Origin of the sequence: Bradyrhizobium sp. GCM10028915, assembly GCF_042666195.1 — a bacterium.
Lineage (GTDB): Bacteria > Pseudomonadota > Alphaproteobacteria > Rhizobiales > Xanthobacteraceae > Bradyrhizobium > Bradyrhizobium canariense_D.
Genome location: NZ_JBHTFN010000044.1, coordinates 293,222 through 318,375 on the forward strand (window position 1 = coordinate 293,222; position 25,154 = coordinate 318,375).

Genomic DNA, 25,154 nt, shown 5'->3' on the forward strand with positions numbered 1-25,154 from the left:
TGTCCCGGGCCCGCTATTGCGCTGTGCTCAAAGCGGATATTCCAAAACCGCTTAATCACATCCTTGCGCGCGGTGCCTGCTTCCATTCGCGGCTCAATCGGATAAAAGGTGACCCGCCGCGGCGCCGCCTGCCGGCTGCACCTCTCGGAATTCAATGGAGATGATGGGAATGTCGAGCCGAGCGCTCAGCCTCGCGACGATCTTGCTTCTGATCGGCTTCGGCGCGACCGATACCGTTTTCGCGCAGGCGACGAACCTCGAGGCCGGCAAGGCCCCATCCCAGCTTTTCGCGCAGACCTGTAATGCATGTCACAAGAGCCCGCGCGGCCTTTTGAAAACAGTGGCGCCGGGCTCCTTGCCGGGCTTCCTGCGCCAGCATTACACGACCAGCCCCGACATGGCCGGCGTGCTTGCCTCCTACCTCGTCTCCAACGGGGCCACCGACACCCGCTTCCAGGCGAAGGACGGCCATAAGGACGGCAAGGACAAGAAGGACGGCGCCAAGGATAAGGACAAGGAAGCCAATACCAATCCCGCGCAGTCTCCTGAACATCAGGGCCGCCGGCAACGTTCCCAGGAGTCCGCCAAGCCGGAAGGCGAGGGTGCCGCTCCCGCGGCCGAGGGCGCGCGTCAGAAGCGCGCCGCGCGGCCGGCCGAAGAAGGAACGAAGGAAGGTGCGAAGCCCGAGGGCCAGGCTGTCCCCGAAGGGCGCAAGGCCAAGCGTCTCGGCAAGCGCGGCAAGCCGGGAAGTGATGAGGCGCCGAAGGTCGATGCCGCGGCGCCGACGGCAGACGACAAGAAGAGCGAGCCGAAGGTCGAGTCCAAGCCTGAGACAAAGCCCGAGACTGCGAAGGTGGATTCCGGCGAAGCTAAATCCGAAGGCAGCAAACCCGAAGGCAGCAAGCCGTCCGACAAGCCCGCCGAGGCCAAGCCGGAAAGCGCCAAGGTGGAGCCGCGCGGCAGCGAAGCTCCGGCGTTGCGGCCCGATCCGGTGCCGCAGGTGATGCCGGCCGCACCGTCCGCCGCGAAGCCCCCCGAGCCAGCTGCGCCCAAGGCGGCGGAAGAGGCTGCTCCCAAGCCCGCCGCGAGCGCCGAACCGCCAGCGAAGTCGCAGGAACCGGCGCCGCCCGCGACCGCTGCGACTCCACCGGCGCCAGCCGAATCGTCCGGTCCGCCGACGCCGCCGATTTCGCGATAGGCGACCACATTTTTAGACATGCGAAGGCCGCGCTCTCGCGCGGCCTTCGTCGTTTCGGCTACAAGCTCAATCTGTTGTCGCCCGCGGTCGGCGAGAAGCGGATCTGCCGGGCGAGGGTGATCAAGTCGGGCCGTCAGGTCTCCGTCGCCGCAGCCGGCGTTTTCTGCGTCAGCGCCGGGGTCGAGACCATACGGCGACGGCGCTCGCGTCGATCGCGATGCTGAGCAAGGATTGTGCCGCCACAACGAAAAACCCGGCCGCCTGAGGCGACCGGGCTTCGAAAGCCTGCGCGAACGCGAGGCTTACTTCTCGGTCTCTTCCGCGGCCGGCGCCGGCTCGGCGTCGTCCTGCAGGGCTTCCGGGTCGAAGAACTCGCCGGCGGCTGCGATCGCTTCGGCCGCAGCATCCCGGTCTTCGTTCCGGCTCGAGATGTCCTCGCCGCGGTTGATGCGCTCGGCCTCGTCCTGGCTGCGCGCCACGGTGACACTGATCTCGACCTCGACCTCGGGGTGGATGGCGACCGTGATGGTGTGCTTGCCGATGGTCTTGATCGGCGCATCGAGCTGAACCTGCGGGCGGGACAGCGAAACGCCGTCGGCTTCGAACGCCACGACGATGTCGCGCACGTTGACCGAGCCGAACAGTTGACCGGCTTCCGAAGCTTGACGGATCACGATGATGTTCTTGCCCTGGATCTTCTCGGCGACCTTGGACGCCTCGCCCTTGGACTCAAGGTTGCGAGCCTCGAGCTCGGCCTTCATGCCGTCGTACTTGGCACGGTTGTCGGCGGTGGCGCGCAGCGCCTTGCCGCGCTTGAGCAGGAAATTGCGGGCATAGCCGTCGCGAACCTTCACGACTTCGCCCATGTGACCGAGCTTGTTGACGCGTTCCAGCAAAATGACTTCCATATTCGTTCTCCTTTGATGTGTTGAGTGAGGTGGAATTTCGAACTTGAACTTTCGGACTTGAACTCAAGAGGTCGGCAGCGGCGGTGGCTGGCGCGTGCGAAGGAAGCGTTCGCGGAGGCCGAACACGGCATCGGCGAGGCCGAGGATCACCATCGCGATGACGGGCCATCCGAACACGACGACGACGGCGTAGGTCGAGCCGAGCCAGAAGGTGCGGCTCTTCAGCGCCAGCGTCAGCGTATGCAGCACGGCAAAGCCGGTCAGCGCGTACCCCATCATCAGCGCAGCCGTCGCGATTTGCGCCGCGATCGCAAGCAGTCCGCCGGTGAAGCAGAAGGCGAGCGCGACGCAGAGCGCCACGAGCGTCATCGGCGGCAGCTCCGCGGTCATCAGGTCCGGCCAGGGGCGCCGCAACCGGCCCGACGTCGCCGTCACCTTGGTGCTGAGCCAGAGGTTGAGGGTCAGCGTCATCATCGCAACGATGGTGGCACCCGCCGGCAAGATACGCACCAGTGCGCCGACGAATTGGTCGGTCTCGCCGGAGCTCTGCGGGTCGGCGGCGCGGAGGAGGCGCATCAAGCCACGGCGCAGCGTGCCGGTGATGGTCTCCGCGTCGGTGCCGATCGTGAGCAGCGCGGCGATCGTGGTCAGTGTGGCGAAGCCCGCGATCCACAGCAGGATACGGCCGACCGGATACCACTCCAGCGCAGGCTCGGTGGGCGGCTCGGCGGCGGGCTCCGGCGCGGCGGCTCCGACCGGCCGGCTGAGCAGGACGAGATGGCCGAGCCACCAGGCCGGCAATGCGACGGTGAGGGCGAAGGCGATGCAATAGGGCAGGCCGAACAGGGCGCCGAGGCCAAGCGCGGCGGCGATGCCGCCGAGGCTCGCGCAAAGCGGTCCCCAGCCGATCGAAGCGACCATCAGCGGCAGCGGTGCGAGATAGAACAGGACGAGCGAGATCAGCGCGCCCGAAATGATCGAGGCGAACATCAGGGCCGACGCAGCGCCGGCGATCAGGGCTATCAGTCCAAAGGCCATCATCAGCTGTCCCGCTCCCTTCGAGCGGTTAGAGGCATCTCGCCCCAACCATCGGCGACCGGACGACCCGGAAGCCTTATGAGAAACTAGGTCGTACGGCCGGCGGCGTGTCGCCGCCGGCCGTATTCGTCTTAGCGAATGACGTAGGGCAGCAGGCCCAGGAACCGCGCGCGCTTGATGGCGCGGGCAAGCTCACGCTGCTTCTTCGCGGACACCGCGGTGATGCGGCTCGGCACGATCTTGCCGCGCTCGGAGACGTAACGCATCAGCAGCTTGGAGTCCTTGTAGTCGATCTTCGGAGCATTCGCGCCCGTGAACGGGCAGCTCTTGCGGCGACGGAAAAACGGGCGGCGTGCACCAGCTTCAGCCATTGTTCTTACTCCCCATCCGTCGTGGTGGTGGTGGTGGTTTCAGCGTCTTCACGCGGACGGCGCGGACCGCGGTCACCGCGGAAGCCGCCGCCTTCACGATCGCCACCACGGAAACCACCCTCGCGGTCGCCACGGAAGCCACCGCCTTCGCGATCGCCACGGAAGCCGCCGCCACGGTCGTCACGCTCGCGGTCACGGTCGGCCTTGCGCATCATCGCGGACGGGCCTTCCTCGAGCTCCTCGACGCGGACGCTGAGATAGCGGATCACGTCTTCGCTGATGCGCTCCTGGCGCTCGATCTCGGCGATCGCCGCGGACGGCGCGTCGATGTTGAGCAGCACGAAATGCGCCTTGCGGTTCTTGTTCATGCGGTAGGTGAGGGAGCGTACGCCCCAATTCTCGGTCTTGGTGACCTTGCCGCCGAGACCTTCGACGATGCCGGTCATCTGCGCAGTCAGCTCTTCGACCTGCTGCGTGCTCGCGTCTTGGCGCGCGAGAAAAACATGCTCATAGAGAGCCATGGAAGTCCTTTCCTCATGTTGGCGCATCGCCCGGCGTCAAGCCCTTAAGAGGCCTTCGGAAAGGACTCTGGGATTAAGCTCAGAAGGCGGAAACACGGGACGACGGGCCGACTGGCCCTGCCACACCAAAATCACGAATGATTTGCTGAGACCGTCCGTTCAGCTCCCGGCCGGGGTCTGCGGATGGGCGCCTTATACGGATTTCGGCTGACTTGGCAAGGTTGCAGGCGCCGTTTCGGCGCGGGGATCGCAATGCGGGCGGCCGGATCCGCCGCCGACCATCATACCGGCTTGATTTATTTGTTTGTATATCATACAAATAAATCAAGCGGAGCGAACTCCAATGGCAGAAAAGCCGGCCCACGAGCCCCTCAAGGAGGCAGGCGATCCCAAACACGCCGCCCGCGCCACGCGGTCGGCCGGCCGCAAAATGCGCTCGCTGCTGCTTGATGCCGCGAGCCCGCTGTTTCGGGAGCGGGGGCTGTCGGGTACGGCGATCACCGACATCGCGGCCGCTGCGAACGCGTTCCCGAGCCAGATCACCTATTATTTCCGTACCAAGGAGGCGCTGTTCGTCGAATGCGCCTGCCGCGAGCTGCTGTATCTGGCGCGGGCGACCGAGCAGGCGGCGCTGAAGGCGCGCGCGCCGCGGGATTATACCCACGCGCTGGCCGAGACCGTGACGACGAGCGATTCGGTGGCCTTCTTCGCCGAGGCGCTGACGCTGACGCGGCGGCGCCAGGATCTCGCGCCGCTGGTCGAGCGCACCATCGAGCGCCTGCACAGGGAAGGTGCGCGGGCCTATGCGAGCCAGGTCGCGCGGCACGGCTGGCGCTCCCTGCGCGCGCCCGACGAGAGTTCGCGGCGGTTCTGGGCCGTCGCCATCGGCGTCATCCTTGAGGGCTACGCCATGGGCCGTTCGCCCGAGGCGCTGTGCGCCGAGATGCTGCGCGTGCTGGGCGAACAGGCGAAATCCTCTGATGACACTGCGCGGCTGCGCCTCGTCGACGCGCGCGACGCATCGAGCAATTCGAATGAGGAGGATTAGGCCATGACTGCGCTTCGCATGCGTGCCCGCGATTTCCTGACCGACGAGCAACTTGCCGACGTGCGCCGGCGCGTGACCTGGAAAGGCGTCGCGCTGATCGCGCACGCCTGGGCGCTCATCATCGCGGCAATCGCCTTGGTCGCGTGGTGGCCCAATCCGATCACTTATGTGCTCGCCGTTGCCATCATCGGCTCGCGCCAGCTCGGGCTCGCGATCCTCATGCATGACGGCGCGCATGGCTGCCTGTCCCCCGACGAGAAGACCAATCTGACCCTAAGCCAGTGGTTCTGCGCCTATCCTTTGTTTGCGGAGACGCGCAGCTATCGGCGCTATCACCTTCAGCACCATGCGCGCACCCAGCAGGAGGACGATCCCGATCTCGTGCTGTCGGCGCCGTTTCCGATCACGAAGCTGAGCTATCGCCGCAAGTTCATTCGCGACCTCACCGGGCAGACCGGCTACCAGCAGCGCAAGGCGCAATTGCTCAACGCGCTCGGGCCGAAGGACTGGCCATCGCGGCAGCGCGCGGCGCATTTGTGGGAGAAGCTTGGCCCGCAATGTCTGGTCAATGGCGCGATGTTCGCAGCGCTCACGGCGGCCGGCGTGTGGTGGGCCTATCCGCTGCTATGGCTGCTGCCGCTCCTGACCTGGATGATGGTCATCACCCGCATCCGCAACATCGCAGAGCACGCGGTCGTACCTGACAGCAACGATCCCCTGCGCAATACCCGCACCACCTATGCCAATTTCCTCGAGCGCTTGTTCATCGCGCCGTACTACGTGAACTACCACCTCGAACATCATCTCCTGTTCTACGTGCCCTGCTACAATCTGCCGAAGGTGCACCGCTTGCTGAGTGAGAGCCGGCATGCGGGCCGGATGGAGGTGCAACCGAGTTACGCCGCCGTGCTGCGGCTTGCGACCGCGAAGCCGAACCGCGATGACCGGCCGGGGCAATTGGTCAACAGCGCGCGCCGTGCGCAGGCGGGGTCCGAGGTCGATGCCAACCAGACGGCTGGCGGATTCTAGGAACCCGTCACTCCGGTTGAAGGCTGCCAGTCGAAGGCTGATCGAAGTTCCCATCTTGGCTTGACATTCCGGCCCCGGACAGTGTCTACGGCCCCCTTTGGAGCTTGATCCGGAACCATGGCCTAAGGCCGCGAGTCATCGGCTGCCGGTTCTCGCAGGGATCACGCCCGACAAGCAGGGAGCGCCGATGACGGCAGCATTCACATTTCCGGGGCAGGGTTCCCAGGCGGTCGGCATGGGCAAGGCCCTGGCCGATGCCTTTCCGGTGGCGCGCGCCGTGTTCGACGAGGTCGATGCCGCGCTGGGGGAGAAGCTGACGGCGACCATCTGGGATGGTCCGGCTGAAACCCTCCAGCTCACCCAAAACGCCCAGCCGGCCCTGATGGCGGTGTCTATCGCCACCCTGCGGGTGCTGGAGGCCGAAGCCGGGTTTTCCGTGCGGCGGGATGCGGCCTTCGTCGCCGGCCACTCGCTCGGCGAATATTCGGCGCTGGCCGCGGCCGACAGCCTGACGATTTCCGACACGGCGCGGCTGCTTCGCATCCGCGGTCTCGCAATGCAAAAAGCTGTGCCGGTCGGCGTCGGTGCGATGGCCGCTCTGCTCGGCCTCGACTACGAGGCCGCCGTGGCGGTGGCGGAGGAGGCCGCTCAGGGAGAGGTCTGCCAAGCCGCCAACGACAATGGCGGCGGGCAAGTGGTCGTCTCCGGCGACAAGGCTGCGGTCGATCGCGCCGTCGAGATCGCCAAAACCAAGGGCGCTAAGCGAGCAATGCTGCTGCCGGTGTCCGCACCGTTCCATTGCAAACTGATGCAGCCGGCTGCCGACGCAATGGCGGAGGCGCTGGCCGGGGTCACGATCAAGGCGCCGGCCGCCCCGCTGGTGTCGAATGTGCTGGCGAGCGCGATCACCGATCCCGACGAGATCCGCCGGCGCCTGGTCGAGCAGGTCACCGGCACTGTGCGGTGGCGCGAGTCGGTTGCCTATATGGCGGGGCAGGGCGTCACCCGTTTCTTTGAGATCGGTGCCGGCAAGGTGCTGACGGGCCTGGTCAAGCGTATCGCAGACGGTGCCGTCGGCGTTGCGGTCGGTGGTCCCAACGACATTGCTGCTGCCCAAGATGCATTGGCTGCTGCCAAGCAGGCCTGAAGCGCGATAATTCGTCGTCGCGCGCGAGTTCTACAGTTGACGCACGACCCTTTCGGAAAACCGCTGCGCGCGTTTCCGGATCGTGCCTTGGAGGAGTTATCGATGTTCGATCTGACTGGCAAAAAGGCGCTCGTCACCGGCGCAACCGGCGGCATCGGCGGCGCGATCGCGCAGGCGCTGCACGCGCAGGGCGCCACCGTCGCGATATCGGGGACGCGCAAGGAAGTGCTGGATGAGCTTGCAGGCAAGCTCGGCGAGCGCACCCATGTGCTGCCCTGCAATCTCTCCAAAGTCGAGGAGGTCGAAGCGCTGGTGCCCGCTGCGGAGGCGGCGATGGGACAGGTCGACATCCTCGTCGCCAATGCCGGCATCACGCGCGACAATCTCTTCGTGCAGCTCCGTGACGAGGACTGGGAGGAGGTCATCAACATCAATTTGACCTCGACCTTCCGCCTTGCCCGCGCCGCAACCAAATTGATGATGCGCAAGCGCTTCGGCCGCATCATCGCCATCACTTCGGTGGTCGGCGTCACCGGCAACCCGGGGCAGGGCAATTATACTGCGTCGAAGGCAGGCCTGATCGGGATGATCAAGACGCTGGGTGCCGAATACGCCAAGCGCGGCGTCACCGCGAACTGCATCGCTCCCGGCTTCATCAAGACCCCGATGACCGATGCGCTCAACGACAAGCAGCGCGAAACGATTCTGACCAAGGTTCCGGCCAATCGCCTGGGGACGCCAGAGGACATCGCGGCGGCCGCCGTCTACCTGAGTTCGAACGAAGCGGCCTATGTCACCGGCCAAACCATCCACGTCAACGGCGGCATGGCCATGATCTGACGCCTCATGCCGCACCGCCCCTTGGGCAGCCGAATGCGGCAAACGGCCGTTTCCGGAGCGAAATGAGGCTTGTAGTCAACGCAATTGAAGTATGATAACCGGACCTTCAACGGATGGGCAAAGAACGCCATTGCAGGTTTTTGAAACCCTGTATATTGGCGATGCGGAGCCTTGGCCGTCATTCGCCGGGCCTGCATCGGTTAGGATGGGGCCAGATCAAAGTTCGTAAGCGAAGGCAGTCAACGACCACGACGGCTCGTATCGTCCCGGGGGGTCGGGTCTACAGGGAACAACACGAGGTTATGCAATGAGTGAGATTGGCGAGCGGGTTAAGAAGATCGTGGTCGAACACCTTGGTGTTGAACCCGAGAAGGTTGTCGACGCTGCGAGCTTCATCGACGACCTCGGCGCCGACAGTCTGGACACCGTCGAGCTGGTGATGGCGTTCGAAGAGGAATTCGGCTGCGAGATTCCGGACGATGCCGCGGAAACGATTCTCACCGTCGGCGACGCCACCAAGTTTCTCGAGAAGAACGCGAAGAGCTAACGCTCTTCATTTTCGCGGGGACAACATTGAAACCGGACGGACCGCCCAACAGCGGTCAGCCGGTTTCTTGTTATTGGCCGTGAATCTTTCGATGCGGAGTTTTCGGACATGAGGCGGGTTGTCGTTACGGGTCTTGGCATGGTTTCGCCACTCGGCTGCGGAGTCGAGCCGACCTGGAAGCGCATCCTCGACGGCGAAAGCGGCGCACGCAAAATCGAGAGCTTCGATGTCTCCGATCTTCAGACCAAGATCGGCTGCACGGTCGTGCGCGGCGACGGCACCAACGACACTTTCAATCCCGACATCTGGATGGAGCCGAAGGACCAGCGCAAGGTCGATGACTTCATCATCTTCGGCATGGCCGCAGCCGGCCAGGCGCTCGACGATGCCAACTGGCATCCCGAGACCGAAGAGGATAAATGCGCCACCGGCACCATGATTGGATCCGGCATCGGCGGCCTCAACGGTATCGCCGAGACTGCGGTCCTGCTGAAGGAACGCGGGCCGCGCCGGGTCTCGCCGTTCTTCATTCCGGGCCGCCTGATCAATCTCGCCTCCGGTTATGTCTCGATCAAGCATGGGCTGAAGGGGCCGAACCATTCGGTGGTCACGGCCTGCTCGACCGGCGCTCACGCGGTCGGCGATGCCGCCCGCCTGATCGCGCTCGGCGATGCCGACGTCATGGTTGCGGGCGGCGCGGAATCGCCGATCGGCCGCATCGGCATTGCCGGCTTCAACGCCGCGCGTGCACTCTCGACAGCCTTCAACGAAACGCCTGAGAAGGCCTCGCGTCCCTACGACAAGGACCGGGACGGCTTCGTGATGGGCGAGGGCGCCGGCGTTCTGGTCCTGGAAGAGCTCGAACACGCCGAGCGCCGCGGCGCGAAGATCTATGCCGAGGTGATCGGCTACGGTCTCTCGGGCGATGCCTACCACATCACCTCGCCGTCACCCGACGGCGACGGTGGCTTCCGCAGCATGGCGGCAGCGCTCAAGCGCGCCGGCCTCACCGCGTCCGATCTCGACTACATCAATGCGCACGGCACCTCGACACCGCTCGGTGACGAGATCGAGCTCGGTGCGGTCGAACGTCTGCTCGGCAATGCCGCTTCCAAGGTCGCGATGTCCTCGACCAAATCGTCGACCGGTCACCTTCTGGGTGCGGCTGGCGCGATCGAGGCGATCTTCACCATTCTCGCGATTCGCGATAATGTCGTGCCACCGACCATCAACTTGGACAATCCATCGGTCGAGACTGCGATCGATCTCGTGCCGCACAAGGCGAAGAAGCGCGAGGTCAACGTCGCGTTGTCGAATTCTTTCGGTTTTGGCGGTACCAACGCGTCGGTGATCTTCCGGCGTCCGGTCCAATAGTTTGTGTTTGCGACGAATCCACCGTTTTGCCGTATTCGGCGATAGTCATACAAGTGGGCGCGTGTACTTGGCCAGACAAGCGATTGTCGGGTCGCATTTGAACCGGCAGGATTCAGGTTGCTTCGATGAGTGAAAGGCCGCCCATTTCGCCCCGGAGCCCGCGGGCAGCGCTCGAGCCCGAGCAGGTCCCGCCGCCGCCGAAGCGATCGGACCGCGCGCGCAATCCGTTCGTGATCGTCGGCAACGCCATCATCACCCTGCTGCTGATTGCAATGATCGGTGCGGGCGGCGTGTACTATTACGGCCGGCAGGTGCTCGAGGCGCCGGGACCGCTGAAGGAAGACAAGATCGTCAATATCCCGCAGCGCGCCGGCAAGCGCGACATCGCCGAGACGCTGAACCGGGAAGGCGTGACCGACGTCAATCCGTGGGCGTTCATTGCCAGCGTCGCTGCGTTGAAGGCGAGCTCGGACCTCAAGCCCGGTGAATACTCGTTCCAGAAGAACGCGTCCTTGCGCGACGTCATTGCCACAATCGTGGAGGGCAAGGTGGTGCAGCATGCCGTGACGATTCCGGAGGGCCTCACCTCCGAGCAGATCGTGGCGCGCCTGTCCGACAACGACATCTTCACCGGCAGCGTGCGTGAGCTGCCGCGCGAAGGCACGCTGCTGCCCGAGACCTACAAGTTCCCGCGCGGCACCCCGCGGGATCAGGTGATCCAGCGCATGCAGCAGGCGCACAAGCGCGTGCTGACCGAGATCTGGGAGCGCCGCAATCAGGACATTCCGGTCAAGAGTCCGGAGCAACTGGTGACGCTGGCCTCGATCGTCGAGAAAGAGACCGGCAAGCCTGACGAGCGCAGCCGTGTCGCCGCGGTGTTCGTCAATCGCCTGAAGCAGAGGATCAAGCTGCAGTCCGATCCGACGATCATCTATGGCCTCGTCGGCGGCAAGGGCACGCTCGGCCGTCCGATCAAGCGCAGCGAGATCACGCAGCCTTCGCCCTACAACACCTATGTCATCGAGGGCCTGCCGCCGGGCCCGATCTCCAACCCCGGCCGCGCCTCGCTCGAGGCTGCCGCCAACCCGGCCCGTACCCGCGACCTCTATTTCGTCGCGGATGGTACCGGCGGGCATTCCTTTACCGAGACCTACGACGCGCACCAGAAGAACGTCGCCAAGCTGCGCGCCATGGAAAAGCAGATCCAGAACGACACGGTCGAGCCGGCCGAGGACGCGCAGCCGCCGGCCGGCGCCGCGCCCGGCGCCGCCGATACGCCGACGGCGACGACGCCGGCACGCCCCAACCAGCAGAAGAAGCCGCCGGCCGCTCGCCCCGCGGGTCCGCCGCCGGCCCGACAAGGCGCGGTGCAGGCCTCGCCCCCGGTGGTGCAGCGCTAGGCCTGCGCGTAGACCTGCCCCGCGGGACTTTGCGGATTACATTTTCCTGCAAAATAGTCTTAAGATTCGCGTGGCTTGATGGCCGCGCGAATCCCGTGCTTCTGGAGAAATTGACCTGATGGCGTTGTCGTCCATGACCGGCTTTGCCCGAAGCCACGGCGCGAGTGGGCCGTATACGTTCGAATGGGAATTGAAGTCGGTCAATGCCAAGGGCTTTGACTTGCGGGTGCGGCTGCCGCAGGGGTTCGACGAGCTTGAGGCTCATGCCAAGAAGCGCGCCGCCGAGCTGCTCTCACGAGGCACCGTCTACGCCAATCTGACCGTCAAGCGGGCCAATGCAGCCACCAGCGTCCGCGTCAACGAGGACGTGCTCAACGCCGTCCTCAAGGCCGCCGCCGTGATCGCCGGCAAGGTCGATGCGGTCGCGCCGAGCGTCGACGGGCTTTTGGCCATCAAGGGGGTCATTGAGGTCGCCGAGCCCGAGGGCGACGAGGAGGAGGACAAGGCCGCGCGCGCCGCCGCCGCGGATGCCTTCGACAAGGCGCTCGCCGAACTCGTCGAGATGCGCAAGCGTGAGGGGACCTCGCTCGGGCAGATCCTGATCCAGCGCGTCGACGAGGTCGAGCAGCTGGCGAAGAAGGCGGAGGCCGCGCCCGGTCGCAAGCCCGAGGCGGTCAAGGCCAGGCTCGCCGAGCAGATCGCGAGCCTCCTCGACACCTCCGACCGTTTTGATTCCGACCGCCTGATGCAGGAAGCGATCCTGATTGCGACCAGGGCCGACATCCGCGAGGAGCTCGATCGGATCGCCTCGCACATCGCGCAGGCGCGCGAGCTGATCGGCAAGGGCGGCCCGGTCGGGCGCAAGCTCGACTTCCTGGCGCAGGAGTTTCACCGCGAAGTCAACACCTGCTGCTCGAAGTCGAACGACATCGAGCTGACCAATACGGGGCTCGCCATGAAGAACGTGGTCGAGCAGTTCCGCGAACAGGTCCAGAATCTGGAGTGATCGATGACGATTGGCGGTCACGGAACTGATGGTGTCGAGCGGCGCGGATTGATGTTCGTGCTGTCCTCGCCGTCGGGCGCGGGCAAGACGACGCTGTCGCGCATGTTGATCGACCGTATGCCCGGCCTTCGAATGTCGGTGTCGGCGACCACGCGGGCGATGCGGCCGGGCGAGGTCGACGGCAGGGATTATTCGTTCGTCGACAAGGCTACCTTCGGCGCGATGGTGAAAGCCGACCAGCTGCTGGAATGGGCGACCGTGTTCGACAACAGTTACGGCACGCCGCGTGCGCCGGTCGAGGCGGCGCTGTCAGCCGGGCAGGACGTGCTGTTCGACATCGACTGGCAGGGCACGCAGCAGCTCCGAGAGAAGGCGCGCGCCGACGTCGTCAGCGTGTTCATCCTGCCGCCCTCGGCTGCCGATCTCGAGAAGCGGCTGCATTCGCGCGCGCAGGATTCCGACGAGGTGATCCGCAAGCGCATGAGCCGCGCCAGCCACGAGATGAGCCACTGGGCCGAGTACGACTACATCGTCATCAACCACGACGTTGACGAGGCCTTCGCCGAGGTGCAGTCGATCCTGAAGGCCGAACGCCTCAAGCGCGAGCGGCAGACCGGCCTCGTGGGCTTCGTGCGAGGTCTGCAAGGTCAACTTCAAGGCTAGTAGGCTGCGTCAGCCGCGGCCCGTCCTTCGCCAACCGTTCCAGCATCGTCGTGATCACGTCGATGTCGATGGCGTTCTCGACTCCCGCGTCGTCATGGCCGGCCGGCTCTTCGTCATTCACGTCGTTGGCCGCGAGCTGCGGTGCGGCCTCGATCTGGAATTCTCCGTTGAAGATATCGGCCTCGTCGAGCTCTGCGGCCTCGACGTGGACTTGGTCTTGCGCTTGCGGGGCGAGCTCGTCGATCACATCGATCTCGCGATCGATCGCGGCGAGCTGCGCGGTCTTGAGCTGGGTTGACTGCGGACGCAGGGCATCGAAATCCACCGGGCGGGGCTGCCGAGCGTGCGGCGCGCCGGCGGGCGCAGCGTTGAGCCAGGGTGCACGGCCATCGTCGTGATCGTGCGGCTCAAAATTGTCCCAGTTGACGCGGCGCTGGTCGGCCTGGACGCGCATGCGTCCACCGGCGAAGCGGTAGATGACGCTGGCGAGGATGCCGGCAAGCGCCAGCGCGCCGCCGATCACGAGCAGCAGCATCTGGAGCGAGCCGGTCTGCTTGTCGGAGGTGCTGTCTGCCCCGGCCAGAGCCATCGGAGCAGGGGACTTCGCCGGCTTCGCGGTCGGCTGCGCGGCGGCCGCGACAGGTGCAGGCGACGGCTGCTCTGTGGGCGCGGCGGACGCCGTGGAGGCGTCGGGCCAGCGCCCGGCGACGGCGGGCTGCTGTGCGTTGGCGTCAGCGGAGGGGTTCGCAGCTTGCGGCGTCGGCGCCGGTCCCGCCTGTGCAGGCGTCTTCACGGCGGCGATGCTCTGCGGCGTCAGATATTCGGCGCGCGCGTCCTCGACCGAGTGCTGCTGCGGCACGGCTGAATCCGCTGCAGGCGTATCGGGCGCAGTCTGTGCGGTTTGGGTGGCCTTGCCGCCTTCGGCGCGCAGATACCAGCACTGCCGCTTGGTCGCGCGCTCGAGGCGATAATGCCAATGCTGGCCCTGCGGCGCGGCGCCCTTTGGCGAGCCAAGGCAGTCGCTCGCGGCATTTGCCGTGCTCGGTGGCGTCGATGCATTCTGCGACACGGCGGCAAGTGGCGCGCCGGCAATGATGCTGCCTACGAGGGCAGATAAGAATTTTGCGGTGCGGTTGCCCATCCTGGTCTCCCGATTACGCATGACGCAACTCGTTACCTTCCCTTTGTCGTCAAAGACTTGGGTGGCAATGAGCCGCAAATCCGGAGAGGATGTGGCCTGAATCGGGCTTGCGCGGCGTTCGTTCCCCCGCGAAACCAGACTTTTTCGCTGCTATTGCTTGGTCGAAGTCCAGGTTCCGCCGCAGCCGTCCGAGCGGCGGAAGGAACCGGAGCCGCTGCGGGCAGCGAGGCGGCCCGAGCCGGTAAAGGTCACGCCATCGCCTTGACCGAACGTGCTGACCGCGCCGCTCGCGCTGACGGTACCCGTGACGCCTTGGCCTATGACCTTGCCCGAGGAGACCACGACCGCGCCGGACGTGGTGCCGCCGCAGCCGACGCTGACGACCATCCAGGCGCCGTCGAAACTCACGCCACCGCCTCCACCACCGCGTCGCGAGGAGCTGCGCGGCTCCTCGGCGGGCTTGCTGCGGCGCGCCGAGGGCGCCGGCTCGGCGGAACGATCCGACCGCGAGCCGGACAGCGACTTCTCTTCATTGCCGATCGAGCCGCCGGCGCTGCCGGACTGCGCAACGGCGGACGGTGGAGCGCCGACGGCGGACAGGAAGACGGTCAGGGCAATCGCAGGAATGGCGGCGCGCATGGGCTAAATCCAAAATGAAAAATCGTATCAGCGGCCGGAGCCGTCGGCGCAGACGGAACCGATAATGCGGCAAGCTTTGCCAGCCTTGCCGCATTCGTCAAGCGCGGCATCTTTCGCGCGCTGCACGCTGTCGCGCTGGACCAGCGACCAGGATTTGTCGGAGATCGCGAACGCGCCGCAGCGGTTGCCATAGAAAGACAGCTCGATCGGACATTTGGCGCCGGCGCAATTGCCGCGCGCATCCGCCACCGCCGCGCGCCGCGAGGCGTGGTTCCAGGAGATGCCCCATTTGCTGCCGTCGGGGCCGTAGACGATCGAGCCCCATGGCTTCAGGTCCTCCATCTTGCGCATCCGCAACAGCAGGCCTTCGGTGGCTTCGCCCGTCGGCGCCATGGAAATCCGCTGCTGGAGTTTCGTGATCGCGCGGGTCAGTCCATCAGGGCTGTCAGGATCGAAATTGAGCTCGTAGAGCCGCTCGCTGAGTTCGCTCAGCAGGGCGGCATCGCGCAAGGGGACGCGGTCCGGATCGGCGCGCAGCCGATCCGCCGGCAGCGGATCGGGCTGCATCGCTGCGACCTGCGGCGGCGCGGTTTGCGTGGGGGCGACGAAATAGAAGGTGCCGTCGATCGGCGAGGACGACACCCAGGGCTGCTGCGCGCCGGACGTGGCGCGCTTCACCGCGAGGCCGACCTGGTTGAAGGTCTGGAACACGTCGAGGCCCGCGGTCCGGACCGTCGCGGCCAAGGCCTTGGTGTAGGGGCTGTGGCCGTCGCTGCCGTCCTGGGCGACGTTGCCGGGTTGGGTTGCGTAGGAGATCAGCGTGCCCTCGGGCGCGCGCATCTGCGCGAGGCCGCCATCGGAGGCGCGCAGGCCGCGTGAGCCGAAGGGGTTGTTGCGGCAGGCGTCCAGGATCACGAGGTTGAGGCGCGTGCCCGATCCCTGCATCTGGCGCAGCACGAGGTTGACATCGGTCATCTGGAAGTCGACGTCGGCCTCGCGGGTCGGATTGGCGCCGACCGGCACGAGATAGTTGGCGCCCGAGACCTGCACGCCGTGGCCGGCATAATAGAACAGCGCGACGTCGGCGCCCTGCACCTGCCGGCCAAAGCTCTGCACCGCCAGATCCATCGCGCCCTTGTCAAGATCGAGTTGGGCGCGGCCTCCGACCAGCGTAAAGCCGAGCAGGCCAAGCGTGTCCGCCATCAGGCTCGCGTCCTTGGATGGATTGTCGAGCGGCGTGATGTTCTTGTAGGCGGAGTTGCCGACCACGAGCGCGACGCGCTTCTCGGCCGATGCCGGGTGCGTTGCGACGACGAGCAGGGCTGCGACCAGCATCGCCAGCCCCGGGACGCGATTGAAAATCCTCGCGCGCATCAAAATTCCCCAAACAATATCGCCATTCTACCAGCTCGAGGCGCGGGCGAAAAGCGGTGCGACCGTGTGTACAGCGTTGGCCGGTCGCGCCGGGGAGGGCGCACGCTTGCGCGTTCCCGCGGCAGATTCTGCCCGAACCTTGCTGCCGTTCATCGCCCAACTGGAGGCCAAAGGGCGCAGGGAAGGCCGGGCGCCGGCGGCACCCGTTGGTCCGTGCGCTACAGGAATGCACACGGGGTGGACCGATAGGGTGGCCGATCGCCCGGCCTTCCCTGCGCGGATGGTTTTAACGGTGTCCTTCGTGCTCTCCCCGGGGAGCGATGCACTATTGCCCCCGTCGCCTGGCCGATCGCTGATGCGCGCGCCCGGTCGGGCCGGCACATCACCGCGAGGCTTGACGCACAGACCCCGGGCGTCAGGACCACACGACTTCTCCGTCCGCGGACGCTCCGGCCGAAATCATCGAGGGCTTGCGTGTGCTCACCCCCGATGACCGACAAGCCCGCTCTCCAGCGCCGTGTCGTACGCGTCGCGCGAGGACTCACGGTTGCCCGCCCTGTCGTCACGCCGCCCGCGCCGTCGCTGCCGCGTCCACCGCCACCCGGCCCGCATGTCGTGACGGTCGCGAACGCCCCTTTGGCAGGGCCAGGATGACGGGCGTATGCCACAAATCCGAAATTCGGAAAAGCGAAATATTTTTGCGCGGAGGCCTTGACGGGGGTGTTTTGCCCGACGCGTCAGCGCCGGTGGCGAACGACCCAAATCGGGCTTGGAGCCACCTGAAACGCTTGTCATCCGCTGGCAAGAACAATGTCGAAATGCGCGACCAACGCATGCCTCTCAAGGCGTGATGGCGAATTTTGCAGAGTAACGATTAACCTTTCCGGATGCGGGGCCGCATTGAGCCAGCGGTCGGTCACGTTTTCTTCTTCGCCAGCGAAATACAACTGGGTCACCAGGCAATCGAACCGCCCCTCAACGGTGAGATGAATGTGCGGCGGCCTGACGTCGCCCTCTGCTGTCGGATAGCGGCCCGGTTTGACGGTACGAAAGCTGTAGTGCCCGGCCGCATCCGTTGTGAGACGCGCGAAGCCTTTGAAATTGGGATCGAGCGGCGCCGGATTGATATCACTCGGATGACGATATTTCCCCGCCGCGTTGGCTTGCCAGATGTCAATGCGTGCATGCGGCACCGGCGCTCCCGAACGCGTGAGCACGCGTCCGCTGAGATGGATGAGCTGGCCCAGCGCCTCAGCGGTGCTGCCGCTTGGACGCGCCAGATCGGTTGCCAGATCGGGGTGCTCCGAGACCGGGTAGAACGGGCCGACGATCTGGGGCGGCGTGATCGCCAATGCTGCTGCATCGCGGCCACTCGTCTGGGCTTTGGATGGGGTCTGGCTCATCAAGGCAGCTTGATATCCGCATCCTTGACGACCTTGCCCCAGTGGGCGATGTCACTCCGGATTCCCTCACCAAATTCTGCGGCGGTGCCACCCACGGCTACGGCTCCTATCTTGTCGAGCGAAGCGCGGATCTTCGGCTCGAGAAGTACCTTGTTAATTGCCTTGTTGAGCTGCGACGTTACTTCCGCAGCCGTTCCACGCTTCGCTGCAAAGCCGATCCAATCGGCTGTCACCAGATCGGGAAAGCCTGCCTCGATCACAGTGGGAATGTCTCCCAGGGCAGCAATCCTGGTGGGGGCGGTGACGGCAAGCGCTCGCAACTTGCCGGTCGCAATGAGGTCAATAACCGGAAGCGTGGTGACAAACATGTATTGGACGTTGCCGCTGATCAGATCGGTGATTGCTTGGGAAAACTGCTGGTAGGGCACGTGGGTGGCGCGCACGCCCGCCTGCAATGCAAACATTTCGCCGATCAGGTGCGAGGGGGTGCCGAAGCCCGCGGAAGAGAAGTTGAGCTTCCCTGGCTTGCTCTTGAGCAACGCCACCAGACCGGCTAACGAGTCGACCGGCAAGGAAGGCGTTGTAACGAGCACGGTGTAGGATTTCGATATCTTGATCACCGGATCGAAATCCACATCCGCCCGTGTCTCCGCCTTCGGAAGCAGGGCCGGGGTGACCGTCATCGGAAGGCTCATGGTCAGCAGTGTATAGCCGTCCGCCGGACGACCGCTCACGTCGTTCATGGCAATGGTCTGCAGCGCACCGGGGCGATCTTCCACCACAAGTCGCCAGCCTTCATTGGCCGCGAGCTCGTCGGCGATCATGCGGCTGATGATGTCGGGCGGTGTCCCCGCGCCGGCAGGGACGACAACACGTATGAGATTGGACGGATAAGGCTGCGCGGCGACCTTGCCGGGCAGCAACAGTCCCGCGAGGCTTCCGAGCAGGAAGGTGCGACGGGGTACGTGAATGTTCGACATGGCTGCTCCAATCCTTGGCGGTGGAGGGTAATGCGAATTGCAGCTTGTCCCGCGGACCTATATAAGAAAAGTTCTATTTCTCGATAGTTCTATTCCATTTCGGAAAGGGTCGCATGCTCGATGCATCCCAGATCAGCCGTCGGATCAAGCTGCGGCAACTGAACGTGTTTATCGCCGTCGTGGAATACGGGAGCATGGCGAAGGCGGCCGAGCACCTAGCAATTTCTCAGCCTGTCATATCCAAGATGATCGCAAGCCTGGAGCAAACGATCGGCCTTCCGCTTCTGGAGCGCAGCCGGCTCGGCGTTGAGCCCACGCTTTACGGCAAGGCCTTGCTCAAGCGCAGCATTGCTTTGTGCAACGATTTGCGGAGTGGCGTCGACGAGCTGCAATCGCTCGCTGATCCCGCGATGGGTGAATTGCGCATTGGCAGCACCGAGCCCGTGATGGCCGGACTACTGCCCGTCATCATTGACCGGCTATCCCGGCAATATCCGAGGCTCGCGCTTCACATCATCGAGGGCGAACCGCCGGAGCTTCAGGATCGTCATCTGCGCAATCACGACATCGACCTCATGATAGGGCGCCTGCCGAGCCCGACACCGGCTGCCGATACCGATGTCGAAGTGCTGTTGCACGAAAGCGGTGTCGTTGTCGCAGGCTTGCACAGTCCGTGGGTGGGGCGGCGCAAGATCCGCCTCGACGAGCTGGTCGACGAGCGTTGGTGCCTGCCGCCGCGCGAAAGCTTTCCGGGCGGCTGGATTGCCAACGCATTTCACGCCTCCGGGCTGGAGGTGCCACGTGCCAGCGTAACCGTGTATTCGATCCTTATGCAGTCGGCGTTGCTCTCGTCGGAACGATTCCTGAGTTTCCTTCCGGCATCGATGTTGCACTTCAGCGCGAAGCGGCTGTCGATGAAGGTTTTACCGGTGGAAATGCCTATTCAGATGTGGCCGATCGGGATCATTGCGATGAAGGGCAGAACGCCAAACCCTGCTCAGCGGCTGCTCGTCGAGTGCGCCCGGGAGGTCGCAAAGCCGCTCGCAGGTAAGCGAAACGCGCGTCGTTCCGCTCCCGCGCGGCCATCGTCGGCTACCCCGGGGTAAGGCGGTGGCCGGGCGAGCGCAGCGAGCATTCCGGAGTGCTGCCGCGGAACGATTTCTGGAATGCTTGTCTTCGCCGGAAATGACGCCGAGGAGATGGCGGTCCAACCGGATCACCTCGGGAAACTTATCCTTCCGGCCGTCGTTTAATTGCGGCTGAGGAGACGCCATGCCGATCAAGGACCAGATCAAAAATCTCGCCAAGAAGTTCGTTGAGGATCACCCCGACGCGGCAACGCTGCGGGCGCTCGTGCGGGCTCGGAAGCCGACAGCCATCCGTTTCCAGGACGATGGCATCGTGCCGAATAACCCGCATTTTCCCGTCTTGCTCTATCGCGGCGCGGTGAACCTGAAGACCCGGCGTTTTGCTCCAGAGGTCATCATCGACACGCTGTTCGATCGTCAGGGCTGGGGCCGCTCTTGGCGCGATACGGTTTATGACTTTGTCCACTATCATTCGCAGATCCACGAAGTGATGGGCGTGGCACGCGGCACGGCCAGGATCGAGTGCGGCGGGATCAAGGGGCGAATCCTGAGCGTGAAGGCCGGAGATGTTCTGGTCCTTCCCGCAGGCACCGGACACCGACTGATCGAGTCCAGCCGGGACTTCCTGGTCGTCGGAGCGTATCCGCAGGAGGGGACGTATGACGAGTGCACCGACACGCGAGAGCGTCCTGACGCCAGCAAACGCGTCGCCAAGGTCCGCAAGCCGAAGACCGATCCCGTGCTGGGTGCCGGCGGCCCGTTGCTCAAATCATGGCGGATAAAGCCGTCGCGATCGTGAGGCGGGGGATCGCTTTTGCTGTGCCGGTTCGAATGTCGTTCGTTGGAACGCCGCCCGTCTTTGTCAGGTCAGATAATCCGGCGTGAAATCCGCGAGCGCGCGGAGCTCGTCGGGTTGCAACAGCTCGATCTCGCTTCCCTCCCAGGCAATCAATCGGCGCCCTCTCAGCTCCTGGATGGTGCGATTGACGTGGACGATCGACAAACCGCAGGCATCGGCGACATGCCGCTGCGTCATCGGTATCTGGAAGCGGCCGTTATTGACGAGGCCCACGACCTCCAGCCTTGCGGCGAGCTCGCAGATCAGATGCGCCACCTTCGGCAGTGCCGCCTGTGCGCCGAGGCGCGCGATCCATTGTCGCGAGATCGCCGCATCGATCAGCGTCTCGCGCCAGAACGCGCGGGTCAGGTGAATGGAGCCGTCGAGCAGCTGCTTGAGTTGGCTGTGTGCGACGTAGCCGACGAGGGAAGGGCCAAGACCGACGAGGTCCGCATCCATCGGCGAGACCAGCAGCGTGTGGAGGCACGGCATGTCGCCGGGAACGTGGAAGGCGAGGATCTGGCTGCGATCGCCGACGATGCGCGCCTGATAGAGGAAGCCGCTGACGACGAAAACGCAGCGAGAGGTATCTTCACCCTGGCGCAGCAGGGTCTCGCCGTCGGAGACCTGGCGCAGCGTGGACGGCAGAGCCGCGATCTGGCGGCGTTCGTCGTCGGAGAGGCCTTCAATCGCCTGGAGATGTCCGATGAACTTGGGGTGCGGCATGGAGAGGAGGAGGTGTTTCAGTCGTCACCCGGCATCGCCGGCTCGAGCAGGCATCGTGAGAGTTTCGCGATGGTCCAATCGGACACGGGAACCGCCTGGAACTCCCGGATGGCGCGCGCAAGCTCCTGATCCGACATCGGCCGCGCCGGCTCCTTCAGCGTGCCTCGCTGGAAGGCAGCGCTGATACTGTCCAGGTGCTCGCCCGACTCCGATGCGAACAGGTGGCGAATGCGCTTCAGGATCGTCGTAGAGCTCATGCGAATGGCGGGCGCAGTCAGCGATCGAGGGACGGTGGGCTGCGACCAAGTAATGTCGCAGACCGGTAGCAACCTGTGCTTCCGACCCGCGTTCTAGTCCGCTGGATACGGGCCAGATGTATCATTTGATCGAACCGGCAGGATTTTTGGCGGGACACATGGAAAAAGCGCATGACGTGCTGATCCGGAACTTGGGCGAGCACACCGCGCTCGCCCAGGAGGATGTCGCCGAAATTCGCGGGCTGACCTTTGTGCAGCGCGAGTTCGCGCCGAACGAGGATTTCATCCGTCAGGGCGACGAACCCGAGCATTCGGCGCTGGTCGTCTCCGGCATGATCGCGCGCTACCATTTGCTCGACAGCGGCCGGCGGCAATACCTCGCGTTCCATCTGTCCGGCGACCTGCCGGACTCCCAGGGCTTGTTCATCGACCAGATGGACCATGGCCTCTGCGCCCTCGGGCCTGCCTCGGTGGCCTTCATCCCGCATCGCGAATTGTTCATTGCCTTCCGGCGACGGCCGACCTTCGCACTGTCGGTTTGGCGCGAGACCCTGCTCGATGCCGCGATCTTTCGCGAGGCCATCACCAACAACAGCGCCCGGCCGATGCACGCGCGCATGGCACACCTGTTCTGCGAGCTGTTCTACCGCGCCCGCGCAGCGCAGCTCGTCCGCGGCAATCGCTGCCGCCTGCCGCTCAGCCTGGCGCAGCTCGGCGAGACCTTGGGTATGGCGATCGCGACGGTGAACCGGACGCTCGCCGACCTCAGGCGGAGCGGGACCATGGACATGCACGACGGCGAGCTCATCGTCATGAAATGGCGCGAATTGCAGCGGCTCGGAGGCTTCAGTCCGACCTATCTGCACTTGAAGCGCCAATCGCCGCCGCATGCGTGAGACCTAAAGCTAACCGTCCGCGGCCGTGCGTCCCATCACCTCGTCAAAGTGCTTCTTCACCCAGTCGTTGCAGGAGCAGGCTCTGGCTTCGAGCGCCGGCGCATCTAGGATCAGGATGGCGCCGCGGCGTGTCGCGAGGATCCGCCTGGCCTTGAACATCTGGATGACGCGGCTGGCATAGCTGCGGGACACGCCGAGCATGCCGGCCAGCTGCTCATGGGTGAGGGGGATCTCGGGGCCGCCGACGTGCTCCTGCGCGGAGATGATCCACTTGGCGGCGCGCTGCTCGATCGAATGCGCGGCATTGCAGGCCGCGGTCTGGAGCAGCTGCGCGAACTGGCAGTCGGCGTAGCGAGAGAAGATTTGCAGAAGCGTGGCCGACCTCTGCTGGGCCTGCTCGAGCACGCGCGGCGGCAGCCGCAGCAGGGTGCCGCCCAGCTTCACGACGATGCGCGAATAGGCCAGCGAGGCGCTGCGGCCGGCGGCAATGCCCACCGCGCCCTCGCGCCCGACCAGCAGGCTTTCGACCTCGCGATCGTCCTCGACCGGCACGGCGAACGACACGAGCGTGGAGCGGCAGGGAAAATGGACCGCCGCCACCTCGTCGCCGGCATGATAAAGGATGTGGCCCGCCTCGAGTTCGACCGGCTGGAGGTGCGGCGCGAGCAGTTCGAAATCCGGGCGGCTGAGCTGCTGGAGAAGATCGTTCTGGGGCCGACCGGTCACATGTCTTGCTCTGGCCGGGAATCGGCACCGGCCAGAACCCTACGTTTCCGTGACGGAGCCGACGGTTCCAAAGTGCACACAAGGCGTTTTTCAGCCGTTGAAAAATGGCCTCCGGCTTGCGGAATTCCAGAAAGTTTTGGCGAGGCATGGGACGAGGCAATGGCGCAGCCGAACCCAGCGGCCTTCAACATTGCGAGCTCTGTGCAGGAGTGCACACAGCAGGGGCGCGGCTCCAGCGTAGCGCGCTCGTCGCGGAGCGCCGCAGCCCGTGCGCTCTGCCCGACGGACCGCCGGCCTATACCTCAACGCCGCCGGGCCGGCGGGCCCGAGGGCGGCCGGGATGTTCATCACCCGAAGTTCGTCACCCGAAGCGTGCTTCGCAATCGTGCGCGGGCCGGCCTTTTTCCGCGTGGGCGCGATAGGCATCGATCGCCCTGTTGGCGAGCATCAGTTGCCGGCGCTCGCCGGTCCTGAGCTGGGCCTCAATGGCGTCGAGCAGGACGTTCGCCGTCTCGTCCGGGGAGCCGAGCTCTCCGCTCTGCTCCAGGAAACTCCAGGCGATGAAGAATGCGTTCTCGACGGTGCAGCGAATGGACATGGCTGCCAACGCGGCGCGGCCGTTGCCGTTCCGCGGGACAGACGAATGCTTTGAATTGGCGCGCGTGCCCGCTACTTCAGCGAGCTGCCGATCGAGGTGAACTTCTTGTTCAGCGTCGCGCCGAGATTGTTGACGACGGCGATGATCGCAAGCGCAATGCCGGCGGCGATCAGGCCGTACTCGATCGCTGTGGCGCCGGACTCGTCGGCGAGGAAGCGGCGGATCGTCTGCATGGTTGCCAGAAATCCAAAAAGAGAGCTGGCGAGGACCGTATTCTGCAGAGAGCGGGTTCCCCAATTTGGAACACGGGTCTGCGTCAGTTTCTAGTTCTTGAGCACGATGCGGCCGACGACCTTGCCGGCGCGAAGCTCGTCGATCCATGTTTGGACGTCGGCCATCGGCTCCTCGCGCATCGGCGTCGGCTTGATCTTGCCGGCGCGGGCGAGCGCCATCAGCTCGTGAGCCTCGGTGAGTGTGCCGACCATGAAGCCCTCGATGGTCATGCGCTTGTAGACCCATTGCACCATCGGCAACGTGAACTGGCCCCCCATCAGGCCGGAGACCACGATCTTGCCGCCGCGCGCGGCGACGGCGACCGCGAAAGCCATGGACTTCTCGTTGCCCGCGAAGTCGACGATCTCGTCGAAGCCGCCATCGGTTTCCTTGAGGATGCGCTTGACCACGTCGGGCTCGGCCGGATCGTAGGCCACCGCCGCGCCGTTCTTCAGCGCGGTTTCGCGCGCGGCACCGCTGAGGTCGGCGACCGTGATCGGCTGCTTGAACATGGCCGTCGCGAAGGAAAGGCCCATCATGCCGACACCGCCGAGGCCGATCAGCAGGAGGTTGCGCTGGCGCGGCCGGTCGACCAGGCGCTTGAGCGCGCCGTAGGCGGTGACGCCGGAGCACATCAGCGTCGCGGCCTGGTTGACGGGCAGGGGATCGTAGTCGAGCAGATATTTCGCGTCGGGCACCAGCACGTGGGTGGCGAAGCCGCCGTCGATGGAGACGCCGAGAAAGCGCTGTCTGGCGCAGAGATTCTCGTCGCCATTGGCGCACTCGCGACACTGGCCGCAACCGATCCACGGAAACACCGCCTTCTTGCTGCCGACGAGACCGGCGAATACCTCGGGGCCGACTTCGTCGACCACGCCCGCGATCTCGTGGCCGAGCGTGAAGGGCAGCGTCATGCCGCGCGTGGTGTCGAGCTTCTTGCCGCCGCCGAGATCGGCGTAGCCGTCCTGGATGTGCAGATCGGAGTGGCAGAGGCCGCAACGCTCGATCCGCACCAGCACCTCTCGACCTTGCGGCTTCGGCGTCTCGACGATGGTCTCGCACAGCGGCGCATCGAACTTGACGAGGGACTGCCGACGCATCAACGCCATATTTCTTCCTCCGAAA

The 25,154-nt window shown here is 65.0% G+C and carries 28 protein-coding genes and 1 pseudogene; 14 read left to right on the forward strand and 15 right to left on the reverse strand.

Annotated elements, in window-relative coordinates; genetic code table 11:
- Positions 1–169: 169 nt before the first annotated feature.
- Positions 170–1,198, forward strand: coding sequence for a hypothetical protein (locus ACFQX9_RS21505; RefSeq protein ID WP_204510985.1), 1,029 nt, complete (start codon positions 170–172; stop codon positions 1,196–1,198).
- Positions 1,199–1,224: 26 nt separating this feature from the next.
- Positions 1,225–1,463: pseudogene (locus ACFQX9_RS21510) on the forward strand (PaaI family thioesterase); the annotation flags it as partial.
- Positions 1,464–1,500: 37 nt separating this feature from the next.
- Here the strand turns inward: ACFQX9_RS21510 and rplI are convergent.
- The 4 genes from rplI to rpsF form a co-directional block, all read right to left on the reverse strand.
- On the reverse strand, positions 1,501–2,106 hold the full coding sequence (rplI, locus tag ACFQX9_RS21515; RefSeq protein WP_007609316.1) for a 50S ribosomal protein L9: 606 nt from the start codon (positions 2,104–2,106) through the stop codon (positions 1,501–1,503).
- 63 nt (positions 2,107–2,169) lie between these two features.
- Entirely contained in the window at positions 2,170–3,147 is a 978-nt protein-coding gene (locus ACFQX9_RS21520; RefSeq protein WP_204510986.1) for a hypothetical protein, read from the reverse strand.
- A gap of 128 nt (positions 3,148–3,275) precedes the next feature.
- Positions 3,276–3,515: a 30S ribosomal protein S18 gene (gene rpsR, locus ACFQX9_RS21525; protein ID WP_007592020.1), complete on the reverse strand. Its 240-nt coding sequence runs from the start codon at positions 3,513–3,515 to the stop codon at positions 3,276–3,278.
- 5 nt (positions 3,516–3,520) lie between these two features.
- Positions 3,521–4,036, reverse strand: coding sequence for a 30S ribosomal protein S6 (rpsF, locus tag ACFQX9_RS21530; protein ID WP_085352909.1), 516 nt, complete (start codon positions 4,034–4,036; stop codon positions 3,521–3,523).
- Positions 4,037–4,379: 343 nt separating this feature from the next.
- Here rpsF and ACFQX9_RS21535 point away from each other — a divergent pair, with 343 nt between their 5' ends.
- The 9 genes from ACFQX9_RS21535 to gmk all read left to right on the forward strand — a co-directional run bounded on the left by ACFQX9_RS21535 (position 4,380) and on the right by gmk (position 13,090).
- Positions 4,380–5,084, forward strand: coding sequence for a TetR/AcrR family transcriptional regulator C-terminal domain-containing protein (locus tag ACFQX9_RS21535; protein WP_204510987.1), 705 nt, complete (start codon positions 4,380–4,382; stop codon positions 5,082–5,084).
- A gap of 3 nt (positions 5,085–5,087) precedes the next feature.
- Positions 5,088–6,113 (forward strand): fatty acid desaturase family protein, encoded by a 1,026-nt coding sequence (locus ACFQX9_RS21540; protein ID WP_204510988.1) that lies wholly within the window; start codon positions 5,088–5,090, stop codon positions 6,111–6,113.
- 187 nt (positions 6,114–6,300) lie between these two features.
- Complete coding sequence (gene fabD / locus ACFQX9_RS21545; protein ID WP_204510989.1) at positions 6,301–7,260, forward strand: ACP S-malonyltransferase; 960 nt, start codon at positions 6,301–6,303, stop codon at positions 7,258–7,260.
- A 102-nt stretch (positions 7,261–7,362) separates the two neighbouring features.
- Positions 7,363–8,100, forward strand: coding sequence for a 3-oxoacyl-[acyl-carrier-protein] reductase (gene fabG, locus ACFQX9_RS21550; protein WP_085396013.1), 738 nt, complete (start codon positions 7,363–7,365; stop codon positions 8,098–8,100).
- A 307-nt stretch (positions 8,101–8,407) separates the two neighbouring features.
- Positions 8,408–8,647: an acyl carrier protein gene (locus ACFQX9_RS21555; RefSeq protein WP_006020277.1), complete on the forward strand. Its 240-nt coding sequence runs from the start codon at positions 8,408–8,410 to the stop codon at positions 8,645–8,647.
- A 108-nt stretch (positions 8,648–8,755) separates the two neighbouring features.
- A complete protein-coding gene (gene fabF / locus ACFQX9_RS21560; protein ID WP_377790393.1) occupies positions 8,756–10,021 on the forward strand; it encodes a beta-ketoacyl-ACP synthase II in 1,266 nt (421 codons plus the stop codon).
- Positions 10,022–10,146: 125 nt separating this feature from the next.
- Positions 10,147–11,421, forward strand: coding sequence for an endolytic transglycosylase MltG (gene mltG / locus ACFQX9_RS21565; RefSeq protein WP_204510990.1), 1,275 nt, complete (start codon positions 10,147–10,149; stop codon positions 11,419–11,421).
- A 118-nt stretch (positions 11,422–11,539) separates the two neighbouring features.
- Positions 11,540–12,427: a YicC/YloC family endoribonuclease gene (locus ACFQX9_RS21570; protein WP_018459114.1), complete on the forward strand. Its 888-nt coding sequence runs from the start codon at positions 11,540–11,542 to the stop codon at positions 12,425–12,427.
- Between the two features lie 3 nt (positions 12,428–12,430).
- Positions 12,431–13,090 carry a guanylate kinase gene (gene gmk / locus ACFQX9_RS21575; protein WP_018459113.1) on the forward strand — a complete coding sequence of 220 codons (660 nt, stop codon included), beginning with the start codon at positions 12,431–12,433 and terminating at the stop codon, positions 13,088–13,090.
- Here gmk and ACFQX9_RS21580 read toward each other — a convergent pair.
- The 5 genes from ACFQX9_RS21580 to ACFQX9_RS21600 form a co-directional block, all read right to left on the reverse strand.
- Positions 13,023–14,231: a hypothetical protein gene (locus ACFQX9_RS21580; protein WP_377791047.1), complete on the reverse strand. Its 1,209-nt coding sequence runs from the start codon at positions 14,229–14,231 to the stop codon at positions 13,023–13,025. The genes gmk and ACFQX9_RS21580 overlap by 68 nt on opposite strands.
- 150 nt (positions 14,232–14,381) lie before the next feature.
- On the reverse strand, positions 14,382–14,870 hold the full coding sequence (locus tag ACFQX9_RS21585) for a hypothetical protein (RefSeq protein ID WP_085395980.1): 489 nt from the start codon (positions 14,868–14,870) through the stop codon (positions 14,382–14,384).
- A gap of 27 nt (positions 14,871–14,897) precedes the next feature.
- On the reverse strand, positions 14,898–16,244 hold the full coding sequence (locus ACFQX9_RS21590; RefSeq protein ID WP_085395981.1) for a caspase family protein: 1,347 nt from the start codon (positions 16,242–16,244) through the stop codon (positions 14,898–14,900).
- Positions 16,245–17,035: 791 nt separating this feature from the next.
- Entirely contained in the window at positions 17,036–17,647 is a 612-nt protein-coding gene (locus ACFQX9_RS21595; RefSeq protein WP_247338059.1) for a protocatechuate 3,4-dioxygenase, read from the reverse strand.
- Entirely contained in the window at positions 17,647–18,627 is a 981-nt protein-coding gene (locus ACFQX9_RS21600) for a tripartite tricarboxylate transporter substrate binding protein (RefSeq protein WP_247368398.1), read from the reverse strand. The genes ACFQX9_RS21595 and ACFQX9_RS21600 overlap by 1 nt, the downstream gene beginning before the upstream one ends.
- A gap of 113 nt (positions 18,628–18,740) precedes the next feature.
- On the opposite strand from ACFQX9_RS21600, the gene ACFQX9_RS21605 reads away from it, so the two are divergent.
- A complete protein-coding gene (locus ACFQX9_RS21605; protein WP_377790399.1) occupies positions 18,741–19,733 on the forward strand; it encodes a LysR family transcriptional regulator in 993 nt (330 codons plus the stop codon).
- A gap of 166 nt (positions 19,734–19,899) precedes the next feature.
- Positions 19,900–20,514: a cupin gene (locus ACFQX9_RS21610; protein ID WP_377790400.1), complete on the forward strand. Its 615-nt coding sequence runs from the start codon at positions 19,900–19,902 to the stop codon at positions 20,512–20,514.
- 63 nt (positions 20,515–20,577) lie between these two features.
- Here the strand turns inward: ACFQX9_RS21610 and ACFQX9_RS21615 are convergent, their stop codons facing one another.
- Together ACFQX9_RS21615 and ACFQX9_RS21620 are read right to left on the reverse strand one after the other, a co-directional pair.
- Entirely contained in the window at positions 20,578–21,279 is a 702-nt protein-coding gene (locus ACFQX9_RS21615) for a Crp/Fnr family transcriptional regulator (RefSeq protein WP_377790402.1), read from the reverse strand.
- A 17-nt stretch (positions 21,280–21,296) separates the two neighbouring features.
- Entirely contained in the window at positions 21,297–21,536 is a 240-nt protein-coding gene (locus ACFQX9_RS21620) for a hypothetical protein (protein ID WP_018459104.1), read from the reverse strand.
- 158 nt (positions 21,537–21,694) lie between these two features.
- On the opposite strand from ACFQX9_RS21620, the gene ACFQX9_RS21625 reads away from it, so the two are divergent.
- Complete coding sequence (locus ACFQX9_RS21625; protein ID WP_018459103.1) at positions 21,695–22,432, forward strand: Crp/Fnr family transcriptional regulator; 738 nt, start codon at positions 21,695–21,697, stop codon at positions 22,430–22,432.
- A 9-nt stretch (positions 22,433–22,441) separates the two neighbouring features.
- On the opposite strand, the gene ACFQX9_RS21630 is transcribed toward ACFQX9_RS21625, so the two are convergent.
- The 4 genes from ACFQX9_RS21630 to ACFQX9_RS21645 form a co-directional block, all read right to left on the reverse strand.
- Complete coding sequence (locus ACFQX9_RS21630; RefSeq protein WP_018459102.1) at positions 22,442–23,158, reverse strand: Crp/Fnr family transcriptional regulator; 717 nt, start codon at positions 23,156–23,158, stop codon at positions 22,442–22,444.
- A 361-nt stretch (positions 23,159–23,519) separates the two neighbouring features.
- On the reverse strand, positions 23,520–23,756 hold the full coding sequence (locus tag ACFQX9_RS21635) for a hypothetical protein (RefSeq protein ID WP_018459101.1): 237 nt from the start codon (positions 23,754–23,756) through the stop codon (positions 23,520–23,522).
- 71 nt (positions 23,757–23,827) lie between these two features.
- Positions 23,828–23,989, reverse strand: a complete 162-nt coding sequence (locus ACFQX9_RS21640; RefSeq protein ID WP_018459100.1) for a Flp family type IVb pilin — start codon at positions 23,987–23,989, stop codon at positions 23,828–23,830.
- Between the two features lie 90 nt (positions 23,990–24,079).
- Positions 24,080–25,138, reverse strand: coding sequence for an alcohol dehydrogenase (locus tag ACFQX9_RS21645; protein WP_377790407.1), 1,059 nt, complete (start codon positions 25,136–25,138; stop codon positions 24,080–24,082).
- Positions 25,139–25,154: the final 16 nt, after the last annotated feature.

What these genes read in the sequence shown, in the direction of transcription:
- gmk (WP_018459113.1), top strand. Translation starts at nt 12,431, where the DNA reads ATGACGATTGGCGGTCACGGAACTGATGGTGTCGAGCGGCGCGGATTG.
- rpsF (WP_085352909.1), bottom strand. Translation starts at nt 4,036, where the DNA reads ATGGCTCTCTATGAGCATGTTTTTCTCGCGCGCCAAGACGCGAGCACG.
- fabG (WP_085396013.1), top strand. Translation starts at nt 7,363, where the DNA reads ATGTTCGATCTGACTGGCAAAAAGGCGCTCGTCACCGGCGCAACCGGC.
- ACFQX9_RS21505 (WP_204510985.1), top strand. Translation starts at nt 170, where the DNA reads ATGTCGAGCCGAGCGCTCAGCCTCGCGACGATCTTGCTTCTGATCGGC.
- ACFQX9_RS21570 (WP_018459114.1), top strand. Translation starts at nt 11,540, where the DNA reads ATGGCGTTGTCGTCCATGACCGGCTTTGCCCGAAGCCACGGCGCGAGT.
- ACFQX9_RS21540 (WP_204510988.1), top strand. Translation starts at nt 5,088, where the DNA reads ATGACTGCGCTTCGCATGCGTGCCCGCGATTTCCTGACCGACGAGCAA.
- rpsR (WP_007592020.1), bottom strand. Translation starts at nt 3,515, where the DNA reads ATGGCTGAAGCTGGTGCACGCCGCCCGTTTTTCCGTCGCCGCAAGAGC.
- ACFQX9_RS21620 (WP_018459104.1), bottom strand. Translation starts at nt 21,536, where the DNA reads ATGAGCTCTACGACGATCCTGAAGCGCATTCGCCACCTGTTCGCATCG.
- ACFQX9_RS21600 (WP_247368398.1), bottom strand. Translation starts at nt 18,627, where the DNA reads ATGTCGAACATTCACGTACCCCGTCGCACCTTCCTGCTCGGAAGCCTC.
- ACFQX9_RS21625 (WP_018459103.1), top strand. Translation starts at nt 21,695, where the DNA reads ATGGAAAAAGCGCATGACGTGCTGATCCGGAACTTGGGCGAGCACACC.
- mltG (WP_204510990.1), top strand. Translation starts at nt 10,147, where the DNA reads ATGAGTGAAAGGCCGCCCATTTCGCCCCGGAGCCCGCGGGCAGCGCTC.
- ACFQX9_RS21605 (WP_377790399.1), top strand. Translation starts at nt 18,741, where the DNA reads ATGCTCGATGCATCCCAGATCAGCCGTCGGATCAAGCTGCGGCAACTG.
- ACFQX9_RS21615 (WP_377790402.1), bottom strand. Translation starts at nt 21,279, where the DNA reads ATGCCGCACCCCAAGTTCATCGGACATCTCCAGGCGATTGAAGGCCTC.
- ACFQX9_RS21635 (WP_018459101.1), bottom strand. Translation starts at nt 23,756, where the DNA reads ATGTCCATTCGCTGCACCGTCGAGAACGCATTCTTCATCGCCTGGAGT.
- ACFQX9_RS21555 (WP_006020277.1), top strand. Translation starts at nt 8,408, where the DNA reads ATGAGTGAGATTGGCGAGCGGGTTAAGAAGATCGTGGTCGAACACCTT.
- ACFQX9_RS21645 (WP_377790407.1), bottom strand. Translation starts at nt 25,138, where the DNA reads ATGGCGTTGATGCGTCGGCAGTCCCTCGTCAAGTTCGATGCGCCGCTG.
- ACFQX9_RS21520 (WP_204510986.1), bottom strand. Translation starts at nt 3,147, where the DNA reads ATGATGGCCTTTGGACTGATAGCCCTGATCGCCGGCGCTGCGTCGGCC.
- ACFQX9_RS21590 (WP_085395981.1), bottom strand. Translation starts at nt 16,244, where the DNA reads ATGCGCGCGAGGATTTTCAATCGCGTCCCGGGGCTGGCGATGCTGGTC.
- fabF (WP_377790393.1), top strand. Translation starts at nt 8,756, where the DNA reads ATGAGGCGGGTTGTCGTTACGGGTCTTGGCATGGTTTCGCCACTCGGC.
- ACFQX9_RS21610 (WP_377790400.1), top strand. Translation starts at nt 19,900, where the DNA reads ATGCCGATCAAGGACCAGATCAAAAATCTCGCCAAGAAGTTCGTTGAG.
- ACFQX9_RS21585 (WP_085395980.1), bottom strand. Translation starts at nt 14,870, where the DNA reads ATGCGCGCCGCCATTCCTGCGATTGCCCTGACCGTCTTCCTGTCCGCC.
- ACFQX9_RS21640 (WP_018459100.1), bottom strand. Translation starts at nt 23,989, where the DNA reads ATGCAGACGATCCGCCGCTTCCTCGCCGACGAGTCCGGCGCCACAGCG.
- fabD (WP_204510989.1), top strand. Translation starts at nt 6,301, where the DNA reads ATGACGGCAGCATTCACATTTCCGGGGCAGGGTTCCCAGGCGGTCGGC.
- ACFQX9_RS21580 (WP_377791047.1), bottom strand. Translation starts at nt 14,231, where the DNA reads ATGGGCAACCGCACCGCAAAATTCTTATCTGCCCTCGTAGGCAGCATC.
- ACFQX9_RS21535 (WP_204510987.1), top strand. Translation starts at nt 4,380, where the DNA reads ATGGCAGAAAAGCCGGCCCACGAGCCCCTCAAGGAGGCAGGCGATCCC.
- ACFQX9_RS21595 (WP_247338059.1), bottom strand. Translation starts at nt 17,647, where the DNA reads ATGAGCCAGACCCCATCCAAAGCCCAGACGAGTGGCCGCGATGCAGCA.
- rplI (WP_007609316.1), bottom strand. Translation starts at nt 2,106, where the DNA reads ATGGAAGTCATTTTGCTGGAACGCGTCAACAAGCTCGGTCACATGGGC.